Source organism: Vibrio sp. 1069 (genome assembly GCF_033340555.1).
In genome coordinates this window covers 1-738 of record NZ_JAWOWP010000317.1, presented here as the reverse complement: position 1 = coordinate 738, position 738 = coordinate 1, and the positions used below count along the sequence as shown (strand labels likewise).

The window sequence follows — 738 nt, the reverse complement described above, 5'->3', positions numbered from 1 at the left end:
TTTCTTACGCAATACGTGCCATATTTAAAAATACCCCACATTATAAGTAAGTCTAATTTGCTTAATATCTCAACTACTTATATAAAACACTGATACATTCACAAAATGGAACTCACTATGACTGCACTGATTGTCTTTATTGTTATTGTTCTGCTGGTTGTGGTTTACGCAATCAGTATTTACAACAAGCTCGTTACTCTACGAAATCGCTTTAAAAACAGCTTCGCTCAAATCGAAGTTCAACTGAAACGTCGATACGACCTAATTCCGAATTTAGTAAACACCGCTAAAGGTTACATGGATCATGAGAAGGAAACGTTTGAACGCGTTATCCAAGCTCGTAACCAAGCGATAGCAGGTTTAAAAGCCGCCAGTGATGCACCAGATAGTGATGCTGCAATTAGCCAGCTTAGCCAAGCAGAAGGCATGTTACAAAACGCTCTCGGCAAACTGAACGTTGTGGTAGAAGCCTACCCTGAATTGAAAGCAAACGAGACGATGAGCCAACTCCAAGAAGAGCTAACCAGTACCGAAAACAAAGTCGCGTTTGCCCGCCAAGCATTTAATGATGCCGTGACCAGCTACAACACTTACAAGCAAACATTCCCACCCGTTATCTTCGCGAACACATTTGGTTTCCAAGACGGTAAGTTACTTGAGTTTGCAGACACAGAAGCAATCCAAGAAGCGCCGAAGGTTGCGTTCTAATGGACTTTTTTCATCATCAAGACACTGCGC

1 protein-coding gene is annotated in these 738 nt (G+C 41.9%); it reads left to right on the top strand.

Annotated elements, in window-relative coordinates; translation table 11 throughout:
- Nucleotides 1-117: 117 nt before the first annotated feature.
- Complete coding sequence (locus R7040_RS26235) at nt 118-708, top strand: LemA family protein (RefSeq protein WP_005486526.1); 591 nt, start codon at nt 118-120, stop codon at nt 706-708.
- Nucleotides 709-738: the final 30 nt, after the last annotated feature.

Bases quoted from the DNA above. Each gene is read 5' to 3' on its own strand.
- R7040_RS26235 (WP_005486526.1), top strand. From the start codon at position 118: ATGACTGCACTGATTGTCTTTATTGTTATTGTTCTGCTGGTTGTGGTT.